Annotated in this window: 1 protein-coding gene; it reads left to right on the forward strand. The window is 67.6% G+C overall.

Going from position 1 to position 290, the window contains the following annotated elements; translation table 11 throughout:
* A partial coding sequence (locus JK359_RS38675) for an AMP-binding protein (protein WP_201844427.1) occupies positions 1-290 on the forward strand: 290 nt, incomplete at both ends.

Raw genomic sequence — 290 nt, forward strand, 5'->3', positions numbered from 1 at the left:
GTCCCCCTCCTCAACGGCCACACCATCGTCATCGCCCCGCCAGGCGACCTCGACATCCCCACCCTCCAACACACCATCACCCACCGACGAGTCACCGCCCTCTGGCTCACCAGCTCCCTCTTCAACCTCCTCGCCGAACACGCCCCCGACTCCCTCGCCCACGTCCACCAGGTATGGACCGGCGGCGAAGCCGTCTCCACCGCCTCCGTCCGACGCGTCCAGAACCACTGCCCCCACCTCACCGTCGTCGACGGATACGGACCCACCGAAACCACCACCTTCGCCACCAA

This window comes from Streptomyces actinomycinicus (genome assembly GCF_016741775.1).
Classification (GTDB): domain Bacteria; phylum Actinomycetota; class Actinomycetes; order Streptomycetales; family Streptomycetaceae; genus Streptomyces; species Streptomyces actinomycinicus.